Annotated in this window: 1 protein-coding gene; it reads left to right on the top strand. The window is 72.2% G+C overall.

The window, feature by feature from the left end; translation table 11 throughout:
- On the top strand, positions 1-4,746 hold a 4,746-nt coding region (locus tag ACH4RG_RS36450), incomplete at both ends, for a type I polyketide synthase (protein ID WP_398540929.1).

The following is a 4,746-nucleotide window of genomic DNA, read 5'->3' as shown; positions in this document are numbered from 1 at the left end:
GCTGTTCGCCGAGGTCACCCTGCCCGAACACGCCCAGCAGGACGCCACCCGCTTCGGAATCCACCCCGCCCTCCTCGACGCCGCCCTCCACGCCCTCCAACTCCACGACGACTTCCCCCAGGACGGCACCTGGCTCCCCTTCGCCTGGAACACCCTCACCCTCCACGCCACCGCCGCCACCACCCTCCACATCCGCCTCCACATCAACCCCGACAACACCATCCACCTCACCGCCACCGACCCCACCCACACCCCCGTCATCAAGGCGGAGTCGGTGCGGCTGGTGGCCGTGGACCCGTCCCCGCTGTCGGGTGTCGCGACTGACCCGGACGGCTTGTTCACCCTGGAGTGGGCCCCCGTGGCGGGCATCGCGTCCGCAACGGTGTCCCCGGTCGCGGTCCTGGGCGACGCGTCCCTGGACCTTTCCGGCGCCACCACCTACTCCGACACCGCCGCGCTTCTCGCGTCCCTGGACGCCGACGGCCCGCTGCCGCGGTGCGCGGTGCTGTCCCTGGCCGCCCCGGACACCACCGACGTCCCGGCCGCCGCCCAGCAGATCGCCGAGCACCTGCTGCTCACCGTCCAGTCATGGCTCGCCGACGAACGACTGGAAGACGTACCGCTCATCGTGGCCACCCAGGGCGCGGTCGCCGTCGGAGAAGACCTCTCCGATCTGGCGGCCTCCGTGGCCTGGGGCCTGATCCGTACCGCCCAGACCGAACACCCCGACCGCTTCCTCCTCCTCGACACCGACGGCACCCTCGACTGGGACCGGGTCCTCGCCCACGCCGTGACCGGCGCTGAGCCCCAACTCGCGCTGCGTGAAGGCAATCTGCTCGCACCTCGTCTGGAGCAGACACGCCCGCGGCAGCAGGAGGCCGACGGGGACAGTGCCGCGTTCGACCCGACGGGCACCGTCCTGGTCACCGGCGCTACCGAGAACCTCGGCCGCGCAGTGGCCCGGCACCTGGTCACGCGGCACGGCGTACGGCACCTCGTACTGACGGTCGGCGACGCTCTCACCGAGACCACGGAGGAGCTGCGCGCCGAGCTCGGCGCTGCTGGAGCTCGGGTGACGTTCGCCAACGGCGAGCCGGCCGACCGGGCCGCCATGGCGGAAGTCCTGGCCGGCATCCCCGCAGAACATCCGCTCACCGCAGTCGTGCACGCGGCCGGCGAGGTCACGGGCGGGCTCGTGGAGAAGCTCACCGCGGAACGGCTCGGTGCACTGCTCGACACCCGGGTCACGGGTGCCGCGGTCCTGCATGAGCTGACCAGTGATCTGGACCTGTCGACGTTCGTCGTCTTCTCCTCGGCGGCCGGTGTGCTCGGCGGCGCCGGGTACGCGGGTCTGGCCGCGGCGGGCAGCTTCCTCGACGCGTTGGCACATCAGCGCCGGGCCCAGGGGCTGCCGGGACTCTCCGTGGCCTGGGGGGCGTTCCGCGCGGAGGACTCCGCGGGTACGGGGGGTGACGCGGCGCGGCTGTCGCGCGAGGGTGCTGTGGAGCTCCCGGTCGAGGAGTGCCTCGCCCTGTTCGACGCCAGCCTGTCGGCGGACACGGCGCTGACGATCGCCACGCGTGTCGACCTACGAGTGCTGCGTGAGCGAGCGATGGCGGGTGTGCTGTCGCCGGTGTGGTCCGGTCTGATCCGTACACCGTTGCGGCGTGCGGCGGCCTCGGGCGGGGACGCGGGCCTGTCGCTGGCCCGCCGGCTGCTCGGACTCTCCCCGGCCGAACGCAACCGGGTCGTGCTGGAGCTCGTCCGCGGACTCCTCGCCACGCTCCTCGGCCACGACGCTCCGGCCCGCGTGGACGAGACCAGGGGCTTCCTCGACGCGGGCGTGGACTCGCTGACGGCGGTGGAACTACGCAACCGGCTGTCCGCCGCCACGGGCACCCAGCTCCCCGCCACCCTGATGTTCGACTACCCGACACCCGCCGTCCTGGCACAGCATCTGGTCGAGGAGATGCTGGGCACCACGGACGCTCTCCAACCGGTCGAGCCGCCCACGTCCGTCGCCGCCACCGAGCCGATCGCCGTGGTGGGCATCTCCTGCCGCTTCCCCGGCGGGGTGCGCTCCCCGGACGAGCTGTGGGACCTGGTGGCGGCCGGCGTCGACGCCACCACCGACTTCCCCTCCGACCGCGGCTGGTCGGATGACCTGTACGACCCGGATCCCGAGCACTTCGGCACCTCGTACGTGCGGCGTGGTGGTTTCCTGGACGACGCGGCCGGGTTCGACGCGGAGTTCTTCGGGATCTCGCCGCGTGAGGCGCTGGCGATGGATCCGCAGCAGCGGTTGCTGCTGGAGGCGTCCTGGGAGGCGATGGAGCGGGCCGGTCTGGACCCGCAGGCGCTCAAGGGCAGCCGTACCGGCGTCTACGTCGGGGCCGGAAGTTCCTCCTACATCACCGACATGGAGGGCCTGCCGGAGAGCGTCGAGGGGTACGCCTTCACCGGCAACACCTCGAGTGTGCTGTCGGGCCGGGTGTCGTACACGTTCGGTTTCGAGGGTCCGGCGGTGTCGGTGGACACGGCCTGTTCGTCGTCGCTGGTGGCGTTGCACCTGGCGGTGCAGGCGCTGCGGCAGGGGGAGTGCACCCTCGCCCTGGCCGGCGGCGTCACCGTCCTCGCCGGCGCCGGTGGCTTCATCGAGTTCTCCCGTCAGCAGGCGCTGGCGCCGGACGGGCGGTGCAAGCCCTTCTCGGCGGACGCCGACGGGACGGCCTGGGCCGAGGGCGTCGGCGTCCTGGCGTTGGAGCGGCTGTCGGACGCGCGGCGCAACGGTCACCGGATCCTGGGCGTCGTGCGCGGGTCGGCAGTGAACCAGGACGGCGCCAGCAGTGGTCTCACGGCTCCCAACGGACCGTCGCAACAGCGCGTCATCCGGGCGGCGTTGACCAATGCCGGCCTGTCCGCGTCGGATGTGGACGCGGTGGAGGCGCACGGCACCGGCACCAAGCTGGGCGACCCGATCGAGGCGCAGGCGATACTGGCGACCTACGGCCAGGACCGGCCCCAGGACCAGCCGGTTCGACTCGGCTCCCTCAAGTCCAACATCGGCCACTCAGTGGCCGCCGCCGGTGTCGGCGGGGTCATCAAGATGCTGATGGCGCTGCGGCACGAGGAACTGCCCCGCACCATCAACGTCACCGAGCCCTCTCCCTTCGTGGACTGGTCGGCGGGATCGCTCGAACTGCTCACCGAGCCGGTCGCGTGGGCGCGGGGGGAGCGCGTGCGCCGGGCGGCGATCTCCTCCTTCGGGGCGAGCGGGACCAACGCCCACCTCATCGTCGAGGAAGCCCCCGAGGACCAGCCTCACCCTGCCCCTTCCGAGCAGTCCTCCCCCGTCCCGGCCGGCTCGCCCGTGCCCTGGCTGCTCAGCGCGGGCAGCCCGGGCGGACTCGTCACACAGGCGGAGGCGCTGGCAGGGTTCGCCCGCGAGTCGGACGCGGACGCGGTCACGGTGGGAAGGGCGTTGCTGGGCCGGCCCGGGCTGCGATACCGGGCCGCGGTGGTCGGGGACGACCGTGCGGCCCTGCTGGCCGCGCTGGACGAGCTCGTGACCTCGGGTCCTGCGGCCGCCGAAGTGGTGTCGGGGCAGGCCGTGCCCGGCCGAGTGGCGCTGGTGTTCCCGGGCCAGGGCTGGCAGTGGTTGGGCATGGGCCGTGAACTCCTGTCGGTCTCACCGGTGTTCGCGGAGGCGGTCGGCGAGATCTCGGCCGTCGTGGAGGAGCTGGCGAGCTGGTCACTGCTCGATGTGCTGACCGGCGCGCCGGACGCCATGGACGTCGACCGGGTGGATGTCATCCAGCCGGTGATGTTCTCCGTGATGGTGGGCCTGGCCCGGGTGTGGGAATCGTTGGGTGTGAACCCCGACGCGGTCGTCGGCCACTCGCAGGGCGAGATCGCGGCGGCCTGTGTGGCCGGGATCCTCTCGCTGGAGGATGCGGCACGGATCGTGGTGACCCGGTCCGCGGCGATCACCGCCATCGCCGGTGCCGGGGCCATGCTGTCGGTGGCGGCACCCGCGGCGGAGGTGGAGAAGGCTCTGGCGCCCTGGTCGGACCGGCTGTGGGTGGCGGCCGTCAACGGGCCCTCGGCCACGGTCGTCGCCGGCGACGTCGAGGCCGCACAGGACTTCATGACGGACGACCACGGGCTGCGCGTACGGCGGATCCCGGTGGACTACGCCTCCCACTCCCCGCACGTGGAAGCGGTCCGGGAGCAGATCCTGGACGGGCTCGCTGGGCTGTCGCCGTCGGCGGGCCGGATCCCGATGTACTCCACGGTGACCGGGGAGATCGCCGACGGGGCGGAGATGGACGCCGCGTACTGGTACCGCAACCTGCGCGAGCCGGTGCGGTTCGAGGAGACAACGCGAGCCCTCCTTGACGACGGGATCACCGTGTTCGTCGAGGCAAGCGGACACCCGGTGCTGACGACCGCCCTCGACGAGAGCGCGGAGGAGCACGGCACGAACGAGCGGACGGTCACCGGCACCCTGCGCCGGGACGACGGCGGACTCCGGCGCCTGTTGACCAGTGCCGCGCACATCTGGGCCGCTGGCGTCGACCTCGACTGGCACACGGTCGTCCCCATGGGCGGCGGTAGTGTCGAGTTGCCCACCTATGCCTTCGACCGCCGTCCGTACTGGCTGGAGCGTACGTCTCTGTCCGGTGGTGGTGATCTGGGCCGGGTGGGTCTGACGGCGCTGGAGCATGGTTTGCTCGCTGCGTGTGT

The sequence above is a fragment of the Streptomyces sp. NPDC021019 genome (assembly GCF_044333295.1).
Lineage (GTDB): Bacteria > Actinomycetota > Actinomycetes > Streptomycetales > Streptomycetaceae > Streptomyces.
This window is presented reverse-complemented; position numbering and strand designations above follow the sequence as displayed.